The sequence below is a fragment of the Sinorhizobium sp. NG07B genome (assembly GCF_002532005.1).
Taxonomy (GTDB): domain Bacteria; phylum Pseudomonadota; class Alphaproteobacteria; order Rhizobiales; family Rhizobiaceae; genus Sinorhizobium; species Sinorhizobium fredii_C.
In genome coordinates this window covers 155,706-172,727 of sequence record NZ_NWTD01000009.1, presented here as the reverse complement: position 1 = coordinate 172,727, position 17,022 = coordinate 155,706, and the positions used below count along the sequence as shown (strand labels likewise).

Genomic DNA, 17,022 nt, shown 5'->3' with positions numbered 1-17,022 from the left:
GACATCTTGACATTGGCAAGCTCGACGCCCGAACCGTCCGCCTTCACCCGGATCTTGACGTTGAAGTCGACGACCCGCTTAACAGTGACCAAAATCTTCATGCTGGTTTTCCTAGTTCCTTGAGATGTTCTAGCTGAGGACTCGCTAAGCCGGCCCGTTCGCCAGCAGCACCCAGAAGGCAAAGAGCGGTGTGCCGACCGAGCGCATGGCGTGCCTGGTTCCCGGCTGGTTGTAGAAGGAGCCGCCGACGCCAGGCGAGAACCAGGCGCCCTGCCCCTGTCGGAATTCTCCCTCCGACAGGACGAGATAGACCTCTTCCGGCGGGTGATCGTGGTCGGGATAGCGGACGTCGGGCGCCATGAGAGTGACGCCGAACCATAGGTCCCGCCGCTCCTCGAGACCGCCGGGGCCGATGATCATCGCATTGGCGTGGCCCTCGAAGAAATTCTCGCTCTCCGAGCCGTCATAATTTGTCCGGCGCCGCCATTCGAGCAGCGGTTCGATCGTCTTGAACCGATCGACCAAGCGGCGGAGCGCGTCGTGTTGTGTCTCGACGGCAAGCGCCGTGTCCAGATGGACGCAGACCGGCAGCCGGCTTCCGGGGCCGGGTCTTTGCACGCCCGGCACTTCAAGCGCGGAGAATATCTGCGCGATCGACCCGCGCGATTCCGTCGCCTGCGCGAACTGGTCGAAAGCCGCGGAGGCGGCGTCGACGAAAGACTGAAGGGCTTCGCTTCGAGCTGTCATTGCGTATCCCTCGTGCGGCCGGCAGGCCGCTCCCGGCGACCCAGCCCCGGCGTCAGATGTCCTTGAGAAGGCGAAGCGCGTCATAGATCGCCGCGTGGGTGTTGCGCGCCGAGACCGCATCGCCGATTCGGAAGAGCTGGAACTTGCCGTCGGCGTTGCGCCAAACGGTTTGCGGCCTGCCGGCGATCAGCTGGTCGTGGGAAATCTCACCGAGATTGCTCGAGGCGGGCTTCAGCTCGAAATAGAGCTCGTCGAGCGGAATGGTGCCGTGGTTGATGACGACCTGATCAAAGGTCCGTTGTTTATTGACGCCGCCATAGTCGCTGCCGACATGGGCGACGAGTTCATTGCCGCTCTTCTCGACCGCTTCCAGCCGGTAGGTGACGGTGAAGGTCACGTCGAGCTTCTGCAGAGAGCGCATGTAGGGGACGAGGTTCATCGCCATGACTTCCGGCGCAAAGGAGCGATCGGGAGTCATGATCTCGACCTTGCCCCCTGCCTTGGCAATGAACTCGGCGGCCTGCAGGCCGGCATGGTCGCCGGCGTCGTCGAAGATCAGAGCGTTGGTGCCGGGCTTGACGTCGCCCGAGATGATGTCCCAGGCGGAAACGACCAGCTCGTTGCCCTTCGACAGAATGTCCGTGTGGGGCATGCCGCCGGTCGCAATGATGACGACGTCCGGGTTTTCCGCCTGAACCGTGTCCGCTTCCGCCCAGGTGTTGAAGTGGAAGGTCACGCCGTGCTTCTCGCACTGGCTCATGCGCCAGTCGATAATGCTTATCATTTCCCGTCGGCGTTCGCTCTGCGCCGTCAGCCGGATCTGGCCGCCCGGATCGTTGGCCGCCTCGAAGACGACGACCTCATGGCCGCGCTCGCCTGCCACGCGGGCCGCCTCCAGACCGGCCGGCCCGGCGCCGACGATCACAACCTTCTTGCGACGGTCCGCCTTGGCGATCGTGTGCGGCATCGTCAGCTCGCGTCCGGTCGCGGCGTTGTGGATGCAATAGGCGGCGCCGCCCTGATAGATGCGGTCGAGACAGTAGTTCGCCCCGACGCAGGGGCGAATGTCTTCCTCGCGTTTCCCGATGATCTTCCGGACGATATGCGGATCGGTCATGTGAGCGCGGGTCATCCCGACCAGGTCGACCTTGCCGGAGGCGATCGCATGGCGGGCGGTCGCGACATCCGGGATTTTGGCGGCATGGAAGGTCGGGAAGTTGGTCGCGGCGCGAATCTCGCCGGCGAAATCAAGATGCGGCGAATTGGCCATGCCCTGGATCGGGATCACGTCGGTGAGGCCGGCGTCGGTATCGATATGGCCGCGGATGACGTTCAGGTAATCGATAAGCCCGCTTTCCTTGAGGCGCTTCGATATTTCCAGGCCATCCTCCCTTCCCGTTCCGCCGGGAAGACATTCGTCTGCCGTGTAGCGCACGCCAAGGATGAAATCCTCTCCGACGCGCGTTCGGATCGCCCTCAGGACGTCGAAACAGAAGCGCATGCGGTTGTCGAGCGAGCCGCCGTAAGGGCCGTCGAGTTCGTTCGTCAACGGCGAGGCGAACTGGTCGATGAGGTGCCCGTAGGCTTCGAGCTCGACCCCGTCCATGCCGCCCGCCTTCATCCGCTCGGCCGCATCGGCGAAATCCTTGATGATCCTTTCGATGTCCCAGTCTTCGATCTTCTTCGGAAAGGCACGGTGCGACGCCTCGCGGTGATGGGACGGCGCCACGACGGGCAGCCACTCACCCTTGTCCCAACGCGTGCGTCGGCCGAGATGGGTGAGCTGGATCATGATCGCCGCACCCTCCTCGTGCACGGCGTCGGTCATCTCCTTGATCCAAGGGACAATCTCGTCCTTGTAGGCGAGCAGATTGTTGAACACCGGCGGGCTGTCTTTCGAGACGGCCGCTGATCCGGCGGTCATCGTCATGGCCACGCCCCCCTTTGCCCGTTCCACGGTGTAGGCGCGATAGCGCTCCTTCGGCATGCCGTCCTCCGGATAGGCCGGCTCGTGCGCGGTCACGATGATGCGGTTGCGCAGCGTCAGGTGCTTGAGCTGATAGGGCTGAAGGAGGGGATCGTTCGACATCTGCCGGGCTCCGGTCTAGAAAATTCACCCCGAACGCTACGCGAGAATGTACATAGGTGTCAATATAGAAAACAATAAAGTCATTAACCTTGACATGCATGTACATTTTTCTTGTACATCCTCTCACAATTTGCTAGGAGATAACCATGGAGCAGGTCTCAAACGACAGCGGCTGGCGCGGATCGCAGGAGGGTTGGCTGGAAGCGGCCTACGAATCCCTGCTGGAAGCAGGCGTGGATTCGGTAAAGATCCTGCCGCTGGCAAAGAGGCTCAATCTCTCGAGAACAAGCTTCTACTGGTTCTTCAAGGACCGGGAAGAACTGCTCGCTGCACTCATCGGTCGGTGGCGGGACAGGAACACCGGCAATATCGTCAAACAGTCGGAGGCTTATGCGGAATCTCTCGCCGAAGCGATGCTCAACGTCTTCGATTGCTGGCTGAACAAGGAGCTGTTCGACTCCAAGTTCGAGTTTGCCGTACGCAGCTGGGCACTCCAGTCGGACGACATCCTGGCCGAGGTCCAGAAGGCCGACCAGGTCCGGCTGGGAGCCCTCAAACGGATGTTCATGCGTTTCGGTCATTCGGAGATCACCGCCGACGTCCGCGCCCGCACGACCTACCTGGTTCAGATCGGTTACATCTCGATGCAGACCCAGGAAGATGTCGCACTCCGTATGAAGCGCATCCCCGAATATATCGCGATCTACACGGGTCAGGTGCCGGAACAACGGGAGCTCGACCGCTTCTATTCCCGGCACGGCTACAAGCCCGACTAAGAGGTTAATGGAGACATGAGTGGCTCACTAAGAATTGGCATCATCGGAGGCGGCGGTTGGCTCGGCGGCGCCATTGCCGCTTCGATCCTCGATGCTGGTCTGGTGCAGCCGCGCGATCTTTCCCTCTCCTATCGGCGCGAGCAACCGCACCGCTTTGCCGGTTCCTTCTGGACCACCGACAATCAGCGGCTGGCCGATCGCTCGGACGTTATCATTGTTTCGGTCCGACCCGCTGACTGGCCGCCGCTCAAGGTCGATGCCTATGGCAAGCTCGTGATCTCCGTCATGGCCGGTATTCGCTTGAGCCAATTGGCCGAACACCACAATACGGACCGGGTCGTCCGCAGCTTGCCCAACGCGGCGGCTGAGGTCGGCAAGTCCTATACGCCGTGGATCGGCTCCGGAGGCGTGAACGATCGAGATCGCGCCATCGTGTGCGCAATCTTCGATGCTTGCGGCACGCAGGACGAGGTCGCGAGCGAAAACGGCATCGACTACCTGACCGGCCTTTCCGGGTCCGGGCCAGCCTTCCCGGCTCTTCTGGCCGACGCCATGATGCGCGATGCCGTGGCACGCGGCATCAAACCGGATGTTGCGCGACGGGCCGTTACCGCCGTTCTGGTCGGATCCGGGCGACTCTTCGAGAAGAGCGGCGAATGTCCCGCCGATACGGTGGAAGCCTTTGTCGGCTACCGCGGGACGACTGCTGCTGCAATCGAGGCGATGCGCGCCGCCGGCTTCGACGCTGCCGTCCGAAACGGGCTCGATGCCGCTTTTCAGAAATCGGTGACTATGGGAGAGCACTCCTGAGCCGATCGGATCTGGCGACCGCGGCAGGCCAGCTCCGTTAACGAACGCCGCCAAACAAAGGGAACGACAGTGAAAAAGCTCCTTGCATCAACCTGCCTCGCGCTTGGCGTCCTGGGAGGCGCGTCCGTCGCGAGCGCCGCGGAATGCGGATCTCTGACCATCGCGAGCATGAACTGGCAGAGCGCGGAAGTGCTCTCCAATCTCGACAGGTTCATCCTGAACGAGGGTTATGGATGCGACGCTGAAATCACCATCGGCGACACCGTCCCGACGATCACTTCGATGGCGGAAAAGGGCGAGCCCGATATCGCGCCGGAGGCGTGGATCGACCTGTTGCCCGATGTCGTGAAGAAGGGAACGGAAGAGGGCCGGATCGTGCAGGTCGGTTCGCCGCTGCCCGACGGCGGCGTACAGGGCTGGTGGATTCCGAAGTATCTGGCGGATGCCCATCCGGACATCAAAACAATTCCCGACATGTTGAAGCACCCGGAACTCTTCCCCGATCCGGAAGACCCGAGCAAGGGCGCGATCTTCAATGGCCCTCAGGGCTGGGGCGGCACGGTCGTCACCTCGCAGCTCTATAGGGCGTTTGAGGCCGAGAAGGCCGGCTTCAAGCTCGTCGACACCGGCTCCGCCGCCGGTTTGGACGGCTCCATCGCGAAGGCATACGAGTCCAAGCAAGCCTGGGTTGGTTACTATTGGGCGCCGACAGCGCTGCTTGGCAAATATCCGATGGTCAAGCTGGAGCCGGGCGTTGCGGAAGACGCAGCCGAGTGGAAGCGGTGCATCACCGTGGCCGATTGCCCTGACCCGAAGCCGAGCGCCTGGCCGGTCGACACCATCGTCACGCTGGTGGCCAAGCCCTTCTCCGAGAAGGCCGGCCCCGAGGTCATGGAATACCTGAACAAACGCTCCTGGAGCAACGACACCGTCAGCAAGCTGATGGCCTGGATGACGGACAATCAGGCGAGCGGCGAAGAAGGTGCCAAGCACTTCCTCGAAGAAAACGAGGACGTCTGGACGAAGTGGGTGACGCCCGAAGCCGCCGAGAAGATCAAGGCGGCGCTCTAAGCCACTGACGCGTGGGCGCGCCTTGGCGCGCCCCATTCCACAGCCGAAAAAATAAAAAAGCATGCGCGGCTTCTTTGAACCGGGGAACCGAATGGACTGGTTTTTTAAATTTCCGAGCATGAACGACGACTCGCTCCGAGAGCTGAAAAAGCTCATCGACGAGGGATTCCGGGCGTTCACGCGCGCCTATGGTGATGGGATCGAGGTCTTCTTCTCGCCCTTGCAGCATTTCCTGATCGCCGCCGAGCGCTTCATGACCAAGACGCCCTGGCCGATCATCATGCTGATCATCCTTGTGATTGCCTGGGGTGCGAGCCGGAGCTGGAAGGTGGTGCTCGGCTGTCTCGTTACGCTGCTCGCCATCGGCTATTTCGACATGTGGGACGACACGATGCGGACGGTCTCGATGATCTTCGTCTGCACCGTTCTGTCGATCGCCATCGGCATCCCGATGGGCATTCTGATGTCCCGTTCCGACCGCATGCAGCGGGTCGTGAACCCGGTGCTCGACGTGATGCAGACGATGCCGAGTTTCGTTTATCTGATCCCGGTCGTCATGCTGCTCGGCATCGGCAAGGTTCCCGGCCTGATCGCGGTGGTCATCTACGCCATCCCGCCGATGATCCGGCTCACCGATCTCGGCATCCGGCTGGTCGACAAGGACGTGCTCGAGGCCGCCGACGCCTTCGGCTCGTCGAGCTGGCAGAAGCTGAAGAACGTGCAGCTGCCGTTGGCGCTTCCGACGATCATGGCCGGCATCAACCAGACGATCATGATGGCGCTCGCCATGGTCGTCATCGCCTCGATGATCGGCGTACAGGGCCTCGGCCAGCCGGTGCTGAAGGCGATCGCCAACCAGTACTTCACCCTCGGCATTTTCAACGGCCTCGCCATCGTCGGCATCGCCATCATCTTCGACCGCGTCAGCCAGGCCTATGGCAAGCGGCTGCAGAAGCACAGGGAGGTCGTCCATGGCTGATCATCGCTTCGACGGCATCAAGATCCGCAACCTCTACAAGATCTTCGGCCCGAACGCCGCAAGGCATGTCGAGGCCGTGCGCAACGGTCTCTCGAAAACCGAGTTGAATGCGAAATTCGGCCATGTGCTCGGCCTCAAGGACATCAACATCGAGATGCCCTCCGGCTGCATCCAGGTCATCATGGGGCTGTCCGGTTCGGGGAAATCCACCCTGATCCGCCACATCAACCGTCTGATCGATCCGACCGCCGGCGAAGTGCTGGTGAACGCCGTCGATGTGGTCAAGATGAACGAGATGGAACTGCGCGAGTTTCGCCGGCACCAGACGGCGATGGTGTTTCAGAAGTTCGCGCTTCTTCCGCATCGCAATGTTCTCGACAACACCCTCTACGGGCTCGAGGTCCAGGGTGTCGAACGCGCTAAGGCGGTCGAGATCGCCATGCGCTGGATCGAGCGGGTCGGGCTGAAGGGCTTCGAGAGCAAGTACCCAAACCAGCTCTCCGGCGGCATGCAGCAGCGCGTCGGCCTCGCCCGGGCGCTTTCCAACGACGCGCCGGTGCTGTTGATGGACGAGGCCTTTTCGGCGCTCGATCCGCTGATCCGCATGGACATGCAGACGGTGCTTCTCGACCTGCAGAAGGAGATCAGGAAGACCATCGTGTTCATCACCCACGACCTCGACGAGGCGCTGAGGCTGGGCGACCAGATCGCCATCTTGCGCGACGGCGAAGTGATCCAGCAGGGCACCAGCCAGGACATCGTCCTCAGGCCGGCCGACGACTACGTGGCGAGCTTCGTCAAGGAGGTGAACCGCGGCCGCGTCATCCATGTGGACGCCGTCATGGCTCCGGTTGCGCCGGGCCATCCGGTCAACGGTGCGACTCTCTTGGCAGGAAGTTCGATCGAAGACGCGATCAAGGTCCTCGCCCATGGTGACGCCAAGGATCTGACCATTGTGAACGCCGCTGGCATGCCTCTGGGGAGCGTTGACCTCAAGACATTGGCTTCGGCCGCCGTCACGAGCAACTGACCGGCTCCGGGAAACCATCATCACGGCGCACGACCCTCCACGCATCGGATCTGAACATCCGATGCGGAAGAAGGCGCACGCGCGGCGCTCGACGACGAATTCCCCGGCTGACCGGTTGATGCCGGGGCCGTTTGACCGGGAATTCCAACGCGCCGGATCGGCGACTGCGCGGCACGGCGGCCGGCCCCATATGCCTTCTACGAAGGACGAAAACAGAACTGGAGATTGAGAATGTCAGATGAGGTTTCACTCGGCTTGGCGGAAGCAGAGGAACTTGCGAAACGCGCTTGCCTGGCGGCAGGCGCCACGGAAGCCACCGCCCGCACGCTCATCGACGCAACCTTGTCGGCCGCACTCTACGGCCCTCCCATGCTTGGATTTCCCCACCTGGTGGATTATCTGAACAGCTTCCGCGAGGGGCGTATCAACTGCGATCCGGCACCGACCCTGCAACGCCCGTTTCCGGCATTCTTTGTTTCCGATGCCGACCGGGGTATCGCACAGCTCGGCTTCGATCGCGCCTTCAAGGATCTTGTCGGGACGGTGCGCGAATTCGGGGTGGCTGTCTTCACCCAGACGAACAGCTACACCGCCGGTGAACTGGGCTACTTCGTGCGAAGGCTCGCGGCGGAGCGAATTGTCGGGATCGCGGCGACGAATGCCAATGCAATGGTGGTCGCAAAGCCGGGCGGACCCGCGGTCTACAGCACCAATCCCATGGCATTCGGCTTTCCGCTCGGAGAGGGTTCGTTGCCGTTGATTATCGATCAGGCGTCGAGCGCGACCGCCTATGTTAACATCGTGGCGGCCGCTGCCGAAGGCCGCTCCATCCCCGAGGGCTGGGCCGTCGACGAGAACGGGGTGGACACCCAGGATGCCACGAAAGCACTCGCCGGTGCGCTCCTTCCCTTCGGCGGGCGCAAGGGAGCGAATGTGGCATTGATGGTGGAAATGCTGTCGGCGGGGCTCTCCGGCGGGCCGTGGTCGCTGGACACGGCCGATTTCATGTCGGGCACGACGTCTCCAGCGGCGGGCTTGACGGTAGTCGCAATGATGCCGGGGCCCGCCGGCGCTGATCGTGTCGGACGAGTGCGCCAACAAGCAGCCCGGCTCCAGGGCCACGGCGTGTTCGTGCCCGGGGTCAGCGGCATCGAATATCCGCGGCCGCCGTCAGAGGGCCTTCGAATGCCGCGAAGTGTGTATGAAAACATCGTTAAAATCGCGGGCGCATGATCCCCCGGTTTAGCGGTCGGGCTGAAGAGACCTTCGAAAAGGCCCTCGCCTACTGCGACGCCTTCGCTAAGGAGACCGACGTCGCTCTATGGTCGGAACTAAATTGGCGGTTCCACAGCTGTCTCTACGAGGACGCTCAGCGGCCGTTCCTCGTCAACACGATCCGCTCCGTGAACGATCGACTGGAACGATACCTGAGAGTTCAACTGACGCTGTCGAAAGGCCAGCAGACAGCCGACCGGGAACATCGGCAAATTCTCAAAGCCTGCAGGGACATGGACGAGGAAAAAGCAGCGGACCTGCTGTATGCCCATATTATGAACGCCTGCAAATCCCTCCTGAAGCATCTTCCTGCAAAGAAGACCGCTGACAGGTAGCCGCCCCTTTCTTGTTGTTCTCTTTCGGCGCCGGCGGACGCCTTGGCTACGCTTCCACGGTCACGTGGCCGAGGGGTTTGGAGCAACAGGCGAGGATATAGCCCTCCTCGATATCCTCCTCCGTGATGCCGCCATTGTGCACCATGTGGACCCGGCCTTCCGTCTTGCGCACCTTGCAGGTGCCGCAGATTCCCATCGAACAGCCCGAGGGGATCACCAGTCCCGCCGCCTTTGCGGCCACCAGGATCGTGTCCGTCTCGTTGCACCGGGCGCTGATGCCGGAGAGGGAGAAGGCGATCTCGGCCTGGTTCTGCTGATCGGGGACCACATCCTCGGGAACATCTTCGGCGTGCTCGGGCTCTGCCGTGAAGCTCTCCTGATGGTAGCGGCTCATCTCGTAGCCGAGACCGGCAAGCGCCTCGCGCACGGCTCGCATGAAAGGTTCGGGGCCGCAGCAGAACACCTCGCGGTCGAGATAGTCCTGGGCCATCAGGCCCAGCATGATCTGGTTGAACATTCCCCGATAGCCGGTCCAGGGCCGGAAGGGATCGGGTTCCTCGACCACCCATTTCAGGTCGATGCCGACGATGCGCGAGGCCATGAGTTCCATCCTGTCGCGCAGGATGATCTCGGAGGGACGGCGCGCGCAGTTGATGAAGACGATATCCGGCTCCCGCCCAGAATCGTAAAGCCAGGTGGTCATTGCCACCATCGGCGTGATGCCGGAACCGGCGGAGATGAAGAGGTATTTCTCGGCCGGGTGATGCACGATCGAGAATTTTCCCGCCGGGCCGATGGCCCTGATGCGCATGCCCTTGTGCAGCTTGTCGAGCATCCAACGCGTGCCGATGGACCGATCCTGCGCCTTGACGGTGATCGTCAGCGCCGTCGGCCGCGATGGTGAGGAAGAGATCGTATAGGTGCGGTAGAGCGGCCCGCCGGGAGCGGGCAGTTCCAGCGTGACGAACTGCCCCGGATCATGGTTGAACAGCGCCCCGGAGGGACTTTGAAAGCTGAAGGTCACCACGTTTGGCGCTTCCGGCGTGCGGGTGACGCATTCGAGCGGTTCGGCATCGCCCCAGAAGCTGAGTGTCTTGAACTGGCTCATCCGCTCACTCCGCCGCCACCCGAAGCGGCGCAACGGCGCGCTCGAGCCAGGCCGCATACCAGTCGACGAACTGCGTCACCCCGCTTTCCTGGCCCGGCGAATAGGGACCGGGAACATAGGCCGGAGAGAAGATCCCCTGCTGGTTGGTCTCGACGATCTCGCGATCTTCGTCATTGGTGGCGATCCAGACTTCCGTCAGGCGCTTGAGGTCGTAGTCGACACCTTCGACGGCATCCTTGTGCACGAGCCAGGTGGTCGTGACCTCGGTTTCCGTCGGGCTGATCGGCACGACCCTGAAGGTCAGCGAATGATCCGGCAGGAAGTGATTCCATGTCGACGGATAATGGAAAATCAGGAGCGTGCCGGCGTCGGGCGGGGCAACCCGGCCAAGGTTTCTGGCGACGGCGGCCTTGCCGTCCATCGTATAGCTCAATGCCTTTTCCTGGAGCGGCATGCGTGCCAAACGGTATTGACCGTCACCAGCAAGGACGAATTGCGCCGGCGCGCCGGCGGCCGCGCAACGGTCGAAATGCACCTGCAGCCTCGGTGACACCCCGCCATCGGCCTGGACGCCGGCAACTTCCGGGTCGAGCGGGAAAGAGCGGCAGAGCGCCGGATGGTTCCTGCTGCAGTGATAGCACTCGCGGTTGTTCTCCCAAACCAGCTTCCAGTTGCCCTTCTCGACGATGGTCGAGGTGAAGGCGACCTTGGCATCCTTGAGTTCGTGGACCTCCAGATACGGGCGCGCCAGTTGTGCGAAAGGTTCGAAGTCCGGTGGCGTGTCGGACAGGCAGATATAGATCAGGCCTTCGAGATTGCGCAGGTTGACCGGCTTCAGCCCGAATTGCGACGCGTCGAACCCAGGTCCCATGTCGTTTGCCCAGATCAGTTTGCCGTCAAGCTCGTAGGTCCACTGATGATAGGGACAGACGAGCTTCGCCACCTGGCCTTCGCGCGCCTTGCAGACCAGCGACCCGCGATGACGACAGGAATTGTGGAAGGCGCGGATCTCGCCGTCACGGCCACGCACGATGATCACTTCATAGGCGCCGACGCGCAATGTGACGTAGCTGCCCGCCTTGGCGAGTTGGCAGGCCGGAACGGCATACAGCCACTCCTTGTAGAAGATGTGCTTGAGGTCGAGTTCATAGATCTCGCGCGAGGTATAGAAGGGCTGCTCCAGGCTGAAGCCCGCGACGCGGCGGGCAAGCAGTTCATGGACGGATGGCGAATTGACTGTCATGGGCTGATTCCAGGTGCGTAGCTTCAAACTGAGCTGAATTATTCTTGCCCATGAACCCGTTTGACAACGGCATAAAATTTCATCTTGAATTAGGTGAGCTAACCTCAAGCGTCTGCACACCGACAGGAACGATTCATCAGAGGTCCGGATGCCAAGCCCCTATGACTTCTCCTCCATGACCGCGCTTATCTGCTTCGAAGCGGCGGCGCGAAATGCGAGTTTCAAGAAGGCCGCGCAGGAAATGAATGTGACGCCGGCTGCCGTCAGCCACCAGATCAAGGCGCTGGAGATGGACCTCGGATGCAGCCTGTTCCTCCGCCACCACCGCGGCGTCGAACTCACGGAGAAAGGAGCGCTTCTGTTCATCGCGATCCAGCGGGGGTTCGAGACGATTTCCGAAGCCGTCACCCAGATGCGCGAGCGCCCGGAAACGGTCGACGTCACGGTCGGGACCACCACGGCTATCAGTTCGCTGTGGCTCACACCGAAGATCTCGGCCTTCTGGAAGATCCATCCCACCGTTACCGTCTCGCAGCTCGTCAGCGACGTGCCGGGAATGACCGGCCGCTGCGATCTGAGCATCCATTACGGCAATCCGCAGGGGACCGGAGTTGAATACCGCGCTCTCTTTCAGGACCACATCGTGGCTATGGGAACATCCCGTTTCGCCGCCGAGCATGGCATTACCAGGCTTGAGGATCTGGTTAAGGCACCGTTGATTCACTCGAGCAGCAAGGAAACAGGCTGGACAAGCTGGGACGACTGGTTTGCCGCGCTTGGATACCCCGAGCCCAAGGGCCGCAGTTTCTATGTCAACAACTACATGATCGCGCTTCAGGCTGCGCAGGACGACGTCGGGGCGGTGCTGGGCTGGGACGGGCTGGTCGGAAGCCTGATCGAGGAAGGACGGCTGGTTAAACTTGTTCCGGAAAGCATCCCCTCTCCCGTGGGCTTTTACCTTAAGATCCACCCGCGCGCTTCGTCGAAGGCGCGGCTTTTCGCGGACTGGCTTGTTGCAAGCGCTTGAGGTCCCGCCGAGGTGCCGAATGAACGGCCCGCTTGCTGGGAATTCGCGATCGCTGATTTTCGAAGGGGAAATGGTACGGTTGGGTGGTCTCGAACCACCGACCTCAGGTGCCACAAACCTGCGCTCTAACCAACTGAGCTACAACCGCACTCGGGGCGCGCGATCCAAATCGCTTGGGCCGTCGCGTTGGCGGCTCACATACGGTCACTTCAGCCGATTTGCAAGCCTTAACTTCAGATTATCAAGCAAAAAGACCGGATGGCAAGCACCCGGTCCCTTGAGCAAATTTGAACGGTCGTACAGCGCCGCGCGTCTTACCAGACGCGCAAAAGGTCGCTGTAGCACTTTGAATTGCTGCATGTCTTTGTCCTTAAATCGAGGTCGATTTAAGGAGACATGCAGTAGGGACCGATCAGGCCTTCTTGAAGGTGGAAACGACCTTTTCGGCGGCTTCCTTGCCGGGCTTGGCAACGTTCTCGGCGACCTTGCGGGTGGCTTCCTGCATCGTCTTGGCCTGCTCGACGGCGACTTCGGCCTGCTTGCGGATGAAGGCGGTCTGCAGTTCGACCAGTTCGGAAAGCGACTTCACGCCAAGCAGCGCTTCCATGTGCGAGAGCGAGTTCTCGGCATTGGTGCGCAGCGCGTTGATCGCCTTTAGGCCGAGCTCGACGGAGCCGGACTGGGCGCTTTCGAGCGTCGCTTCGACGGTCTTCGTTGCCTCTTCGGCGGCGGTCTTCATCTTGGCATAGGCATCCTTCGACTGCGCGGCGCCCTTTTCAGCGAACTCGCGGAAGCTGTCGGCGAACTTGGTCGGGTCAAAGGAAAGGGAAAATGCGTCTTCGGTCTTCTTGGTAGCCATTGGTATGCGCTCCTTCGTGTGGCCCTCTCAAGAGGCGCCTTGGTGAGTGATGCGACTTTTATAACCGATCTCGTTGTGCATTGCAACAAAATTGTGCGCTGCACAAAACCCGCCGCTATTAACCTTGCCCGGCGAAAGGCGCGCGGAGAGCAGGACCGTCGCTGGACCCTCGCAGATGCGGCAGGTATTAATAGAGTGTTAACATGCAAGAGCCCCGTCAATAGGCCTGCCCATGCCCGCGAGACAGTATCCATTCATCGACATTGCCGTGCATGCACGGGTGCGAGAGCATTTTGCCCGCGGCGATGCGTCGGTTCTCTTCTCGAAGGATCTGGCGCGCGTCCTGTGGGCAAACGACCAAGGCGCCAAGCTGTTCGGCATCGCGTCGGTCTACGACTTCATCGATAGTCCGCTCAATCCGAACGACCTGTCGCTGCGCCAGTTGCGCGCCGCCGCGGCGCAGCTTGCCGCCGTCGACGACCGGCGCCAGTTGTTGATCCGGATCGCGGCCGGCTTCCGCCGGCTGCCGCTCAACGCGACCGTCGAGATGATCCGCATCCGGCCCGGCGAGGACGCCGTTCTCTTCACCGCGCCGCACAACGGCAAGGCGCTTTCCCCGGAAGACCGCGCCGCCGCGATGATCGCCGGGTTGGACGGACCCGACACGCACATGGCCGTGCTAGACGACGACGGCAGCGTCATCGCCCAATCGCCCGGATTCGAGCATCTGGGCCTGTCGGACGACATCCGGCGGACGCTCGTCTCGGCGGTGGCGCGTGAGAAAGACCGGCTGATCAAGCGCCTCGTCGCGACCGAGAAGGGGCAATTGCCTGCTGCAATCGGCAGAATTTCCGATCACCCGGCCCTCCATCTTCTCTTCGCCGTCGAGGCCACGCTGGAGGCGCCGGATAGCGGAGAAACCACCGCCACGGACGGGCCAGACGCAATCGCCGTGGCTGCGGCAGAGGTCGAGACCGGCCAAGACGCCGCTTCGCCGGCCGCGCCGGACGAGCCTGCCGAATCTCCGGTGCAGGAAGATGCTTCGGAGACCGTATCGATAACCGAGCTCGGCGCGACCGAAGAGCAGCCGGCCGATACGACGCCGGTCGAGGAAGAACAGAGCGAACCGGCGCTTCAGTCCGGCGACGAGACTTCAGAGCCGATAGCGAGCGCAGAGACTCCTGAGTCCGGGCCGCAAGTGGCGACGTCGCACGCCGCCAGCGGCACGACTGCGGAGTCGGACTTCACCTTCACGCCGGGCAGCCGCGCCGTCCGCTTCGTCTGGAAAATCGATGCGGAGGGGCGCTTTAGCGAGATCTCTGAGGAATTCGCAGCCGCCGTCGGCCCGAGATCGGCCGGAGTGGTGGGCCTGACCTTCGCCGAGCTTGCGGACCGCTACGATCTCGATCCCGACCACAAGATCAACGCGCTTCTGCATCGCCGCGACACCTGGTCCGGCAAGACCATCCTGTGGCCGGTCGAGGGGACGAGCCTCAAGGTGCCGGTCGACCTCGCCGCCCTGCCGACCTATTCCCGTTCGCGCGAGTTCGACGGTTTCCGCGGCTTCGGCATCGTGCGGCTCGCTGACGCGGTCGAGGACGAAAGGGCGAGCGGCTTGGCGCTCGCCCTTACCCCCCGCCAAGAGGAAATGACGGGCGAAGCTCCGGCCGAGGGCGTTTCCGACGCCGCTGGAGATCCGACGGAAGCGGAGTTGCAGGCGTCCGATGCGGCCGATGAATCGACGGGCGAACCTGAGGACGGCGCGGCGGGAGACAAGCCGGCGGCGGAGGACCCGTTTGCCGGCGAACGGCCCGCCCTTCGCATCGTCGATGCTCCGGTGCGCGCACCCTCCGACAAGGTCATCGATCTCGATGAGCATCGGCCGGCGGGCTCCGGGGCGCTGACACGCGGCGAGCAGGCGGCCTTCCGTGAAATCGCGCGGCAGCTCGGCGCGCATTTCGTTGAGCCGACGCCGCCGCCGAGTGCGGTGCGCAGCGATGATGCGCGCTCGGCGAGCAACCTGACTTCGGCAGAAGACACCACCACCGAAAGCACGTCGGCGGATGACGCGACCGCCACCCGGCTGGAGGAGACGGCTCCGACGACCGGCGGCGAGGCACCCCCTGCCCCGCGCGGCGGCGTCGGCATGAGCAGCGAAATCCTTGACCGCCTGCCGGTCGCGCTCCTCATTCATCACGGCGACGCGCTGCTCCACGCCAATCCAGAATTTCTGCGGCTGACCGGCTACCCGACGCTCGGCGCCTTCGAGCAGGAGGGAGGCCTGGAAGCCCTCTTCGCCTATGGCAGCGAATCCGGAGAGCGCGAGCCGGACGGGACGATGACCCTGGTGCGCGCCAATGGTCAGCTCGCTCCGGTCAGCGCCCATCTCCACTCGATCCAGTGGGAGGGGAGAAGCGCGCTGATGCTGGCGCTAAGCACCGCCGTCACCCGGGCCGTCGAGACGGCCAGACCCGTGGCAGAGGCCCCGCCTGGGGCCGAGGCGCGGCTCAGGATGGAAATCGACGAACTCCGCTCGATCCTCGAGACGGCCACCGACGGCGTCGTGGTCCTCGGCCAGGAGGGCGATATTCGGACGATGAACCGCTCGGCAAGCGCGCTCTTCAACTATGACGAAGAGGAGATGCGCGGAAAGCCGTTTGCCGCTCTCTTCGCGCATGAGAGCCAGAAGGCGGTAATCGACTATCTGCACGGCCTTTCCGGCCATGGTGTCGCAAGCGTGCTCAACGATGGCCGGGAAGTGATCGGCCGGGAGGCGGGCGGCGGCTTCATTCCGCTGTTCATGACGATCGGGCGGCTCTCCTCCTCCAACGGCTATTGCGCCGTCATCCGCGACATAACCCAATGGAAGCGGACCGAGGAGGAACTGCGCAACGCCAAGCGTGCCGCCGAGACCGCGAACGCCCACAAGACCGAATTCCTCGCACGGGTCAGCCACGAGATCCGCACGCCGCTCAACGCCATCATCGGCTTTTCCGACATGATGGCGAGCGAGCATTTCGGACCGGTCGGCCACCCACGCTATATCGAATATGCCGGCGACATCGGTCGGTCGGGCCGGCACGTGCTCGATATCGTCAACGACCTGCTCGACATCTCGAAGATCGAAGCCGGGGAGATGGAGCTCGATTTCAGCGCCGTCGACCTCAACGAGGCGGTCTCCGAAGCGGTCTCGCTGGTGCAGCCGCAGGCCAACAGCCAGCGGGTGATCATCCGCACCTCGCTGTCCGGCTCGGTGCCGGAGGTCGTGGCCGACGACCGCTCGATCAAGCAGATCGCGCTCAACATCCTGGCGAACGCCATCCGCTTCACGCCGTCCGGCGGGCAGATCGTCGTGTCGACGTCCTATGAGACGAATGGCAGCGTCATTCTCCGGATCCGCGACACGGGCATCGGCATGACGCGCAACGAGCTCGACCAGGCGATGAAGCCGTTCCGGCAGGTGACGACCGGCGGGCGCAAGCGCGGCGAAGGCACCGGCCTCGGCCTGCCGCTGACGAAGGCGATGGCCGAGGCAAACCGCGCCCAGTTCGCCATCAGCTCCGCGCCCAACGAGGGCACGCTGGTCGAAGTGTCCTTCCCGTCGCAACGCGTCTTGGCGAACTGAGGGCCGATGCTGTAAGGAAATGTTGACCCGCGACAGCCAGTTTGGCTG

Annotated in this window: 15 protein-coding genes and 1 tRNA gene; 9 read left to right on the top strand and 7 right to left on the bottom strand. The window is 62.7% G+C overall.

Annotated elements, in window-relative coordinates:
• Positions 1 to 144: 144 nt before the first annotated feature.
• Positions 145 to 747, bottom strand: a complete 603-nt coding sequence (locus CO664_RS23890; protein WP_097527239.1) for a dimethylsulfoniopropionate lyase — start codon at positions 745 to 747, stop codon at positions 145 to 147.
• Positions 748 to 799: 52 nt separating this feature from the next.
• Positions 800 to 2,836, bottom strand: coding sequence for an NADH:flavin oxidoreductase (locus tag CO664_RS23885; protein ID WP_097527240.1), 2,037 nt, complete (start codon positions 2,834 to 2,836; stop codon positions 800 to 802).
• A gap of 146 nt (positions 2,837 to 2,982) precedes the next feature.
• Here CO664_RS23885 and CO664_RS23880 point away from each other — a divergent pair, with 146 nt between their 5' ends.
• The 7 genes from CO664_RS23880 to CO664_RS23845 all read left to right on the top strand — a co-directional run bounded on the left by CO664_RS23880 (position 2,983) and on the right by CO664_RS23845 (position 9,112).
• A complete protein-coding gene (locus tag CO664_RS23880) occupies positions 2,983 to 3,612 on the top strand; it encodes a TetR/AcrR family transcriptional regulator (RefSeq protein ID WP_097540101.1) in 630 nt (209 codons plus the stop codon).
• Positions 3,613 to 3,627: 15 nt separating this feature from the next.
• Positions 3,628 to 4,422, top strand: a complete 795-nt coding sequence (locus CO664_RS23875; RefSeq protein ID WP_097540100.1) for a pyrroline-5-carboxylate reductase dimerization domain-containing protein — start codon at positions 3,628 to 3,630, stop codon at positions 4,420 to 4,422.
• A gap of 69 nt (positions 4,423 to 4,491) precedes the next feature.
• Positions 4,492 to 5,493 carry an ABC transporter substrate-binding protein gene (locus tag CO664_RS23870; RefSeq protein WP_097540099.1) on the top strand — a complete coding sequence of 334 codons (1,002 nt, stop codon included), beginning with the start codon at positions 4,492 to 4,494 and terminating at the stop codon, positions 5,491 to 5,493.
• A 91-nt stretch (positions 5,494 to 5,584) separates the two neighbouring features.
• Positions 5,585 to 6,472: a proline/glycine betaine ABC transporter permease gene (locus tag CO664_RS23865; protein ID WP_097540108.1), complete on the top strand. Its 888-nt coding sequence runs from the start codon at positions 5,585 to 5,587 to the stop codon at positions 6,470 to 6,472.
• Entirely contained in the window at positions 6,465 to 7,502 is a 1,038-nt protein-coding gene (locus tag CO664_RS23860; RefSeq protein WP_176536656.1) for a glycine betaine/L-proline ABC transporter ATP-binding protein, read from the top strand. Before CO664_RS23865 ends, CO664_RS23860 begins: the two co-directional genes overlap by 8 nt.
• A gap of 231 nt (positions 7,503 to 7,733) precedes the next feature.
• Positions 7,734 to 8,735, top strand: a complete 1,002-nt coding sequence (locus CO664_RS23850) for an Ldh family oxidoreductase (protein WP_097540098.1) — start codon at positions 7,734 to 7,736, stop codon at positions 8,733 to 8,735.
• Positions 8,732 to 9,112 (top strand): FCD domain-containing protein, encoded by a 381-nt coding sequence (locus CO664_RS23845; protein WP_272939098.1) that lies wholly within the window; start codon positions 8,732 to 8,734, stop codon positions 9,110 to 9,112. Before CO664_RS23850 ends, CO664_RS23845 begins: the two co-directional genes overlap by 4 nt.
• Before the next feature lie 46 nt (positions 9,113 to 9,158).
• Here CO664_RS23845 and CO664_RS23840 read toward each other — a convergent pair whose 3' ends face one another.
• Complete coding sequence (locus CO664_RS23840; RefSeq protein ID WP_097527246.1) at positions 9,159 to 10,220, bottom strand: hybrid-cluster NAD(P)-dependent oxidoreductase; 1,062 nt, start codon at positions 10,218 to 10,220, stop codon at positions 9,159 to 9,161.
• Between the two features lie 4 nt (positions 10,221 to 10,224).
• On the bottom strand, positions 10,225 to 11,463 hold the full coding sequence (locus CO664_RS23835; protein ID WP_097540097.1) for an aromatic ring-hydroxylating dioxygenase subunit alpha: 1,239 nt from the start codon (positions 11,461 to 11,463) through the stop codon (positions 10,225 to 10,227).
• Between the two features lie 148 nt (positions 11,464 to 11,611).
• On the opposite strand from CO664_RS23835, the gene CO664_RS23830 reads away from it, so the two are divergent.
• Positions 11,612 to 12,490, top strand: a complete 879-nt coding sequence (locus CO664_RS23830; protein ID WP_037424044.1) for a LysR substrate-binding domain-containing protein — start codon at positions 11,612 to 11,614, stop codon at positions 12,488 to 12,490.
• Positions 12,491 to 12,561: 71 nt separating this feature from the next.
• Here CO664_RS23830 and CO664_RS23825 read toward each other — a convergent pair.
• From CO664_RS23825 to CO664_RS23820, 3 genes are all read right to left on the bottom strand, one after another.
• Positions 12,562 to 12,638 (bottom strand) — tRNA-His (locus CO664_RS23825).
• A 56-nt stretch (positions 12,639 to 12,694) separates the two neighbouring features.
• A complete protein-coding gene (locus tag CO664_RS30815; protein WP_176536655.1) occupies positions 12,695 to 12,850 on the bottom strand; it encodes a hypothetical protein in 156 nt (51 codons plus the stop codon).
• 52 nt (positions 12,851 to 12,902) lie between these two features.
• Complete coding sequence (locus CO664_RS23820) at positions 12,903 to 13,349, bottom strand: phasin (RefSeq protein WP_037424041.1); 447 nt, start codon at positions 13,347 to 13,349, stop codon at positions 12,903 to 12,905.
• Between the two features lie 232 nt (positions 13,350 to 13,581).
• Between CO664_RS23820 and CO664_RS23815 the strand changes: the two genes are divergently transcribed.
• Positions 13,582 to 16,974, top strand: coding sequence for a PAS domain S-box protein (locus CO664_RS23815; protein ID WP_097540096.1), 3,393 nt, complete (start codon positions 13,582 to 13,584; stop codon positions 16,972 to 16,974).
• Positions 16,975 to 17,022 lie beyond the last annotated feature (48 nt).

What these genes read in the sequence shown, in the direction of transcription:
- CO664_RS23890 (WP_097527239.1), bottom strand. Translation starts at nt 747, where the DNA reads ATGACAGCTCGAAGCGAAGCCCTTCAGTCTTTCGTCGACGCCGCCTCC.
- CO664_RS23885 (WP_097527240.1), bottom strand. Translation starts at nt 2,836, where the DNA reads ATGTCGAACGATCCCCTCCTTCAGCCCTATCAGCTCAAGCACCTGACG.
- CO664_RS23880 (WP_097540101.1), top strand. Translation starts at nt 2,983, where the DNA reads ATGGAGCAGGTCTCAAACGACAGCGGCTGGCGCGGATCGCAGGAGGGT.
- CO664_RS23875 (WP_097540100.1), top strand. Translation starts at nt 3,628, where the DNA reads ATGAGTGGCTCACTAAGAATTGGCATCATCGGAGGCGGCGGTTGGCTC.
- CO664_RS23865 (WP_097540108.1), top strand. Translation starts at nt 5,585, where the DNA reads ATGGACTGGTTTTTTAAATTTCCGAGCATGAACGACGACTCGCTCCGA.
- CO664_RS23860 (WP_176536656.1), top strand. Translation starts at nt 6,465, where the DNA reads ATGGCTGATCATCGCTTCGACGGCATCAAGATCCGCAACCTCTACAAG.
- CO664_RS23850 (WP_097540098.1), top strand. Translation starts at nt 7,734, where the DNA reads ATGTCAGATGAGGTTTCACTCGGCTTGGCGGAAGCAGAGGAACTTGCG.
- CO664_RS23845 (WP_272939098.1), top strand. Translation starts at nt 8,732, where the DNA reads ATGATCCCCCGGTTTAGCGGTCGGGCTGAAGAGACCTTCGAAAAGGCC.
- CO664_RS23840 (WP_097527246.1), bottom strand. Translation starts at nt 10,220, where the DNA reads ATGAGCCAGTTCAAGACACTCAGCTTCTGGGGCGATGCCGAACCGCTC.
- CO664_RS23835 (WP_097540097.1), bottom strand. Translation starts at nt 11,463, where the DNA reads ATGACAGTCAATTCGCCATCCGTCCATGAACTGCTTGCCCGCCGCGTC.
- CO664_RS23830 (WP_037424044.1), top strand. Translation starts at nt 11,612, where the DNA reads ATGCCAAGCCCCTATGACTTCTCCTCCATGACCGCGCTTATCTGCTTC.
- CO664_RS30815 (WP_176536655.1), bottom strand. Translation starts at nt 12,850, where the DNA reads ATGCAGCAATTCAAAGTGCTACAGCGACCTTTTGCGCGTCTGGTAAGA.
- CO664_RS23820 (WP_037424041.1), bottom strand. Translation starts at nt 13,349, where the DNA reads ATGGCTACCAAGAAGACCGAAGACGCATTTTCCCTTTCCTTTGACCCG.
- CO664_RS23815 (WP_097540096.1), top strand. Translation starts at nt 13,582, where the DNA reads ATGCCCGCGAGACAGTATCCATTCATCGACATTGCCGTGCATGCACGG.